General features: G+C 30.3%; 1 protein-coding gene. It reads right to left on the bottom strand.

The features are described from left to right. The coding region (locus AC23MC_RS16460) for an integrase core domain-containing protein (RefSeq protein ID WP_487569414.1) at positions 1-287 on the bottom strand (287 nt) is incomplete at its 3' end. Between the last annotated feature and the right edge of the window lie 3 nt (positions 288-290).

The raw sequence follows: 290 nt of genomic DNA, 5'->3' as shown, positions 1-290 counted from the left end.
TCACAACTTGCATGAGGTCTTAATTCATTATAAGACTTAATACTTTTACTTACTTGATATCCTGTTTGGTCAAAACCTAAGGAGCTAGAGTAAAGATTAAATTCTGTTTTAATAATACCATTTACTCTTTCTGCTAATGCATTTTCATAAGGATCTCCATTTTCGGTCATACTAATACCGATGTTGTTTTTTAGTAATAAATCAACATAGTTGTGAGAACAATACTGTGAACCTCTATCAGAATGATGGATGATTGATTCATTATACAATCTATTATTGAGAGCCATCTT

It is taken from the genome of Flavobacterium sp. T50_26 (assembly GCF_057652995.1).
The sequence above is the reverse complement of the archived record's forward strand: the minus strand, read 5'-3'. Positions and strand labels throughout refer to the sequence as shown.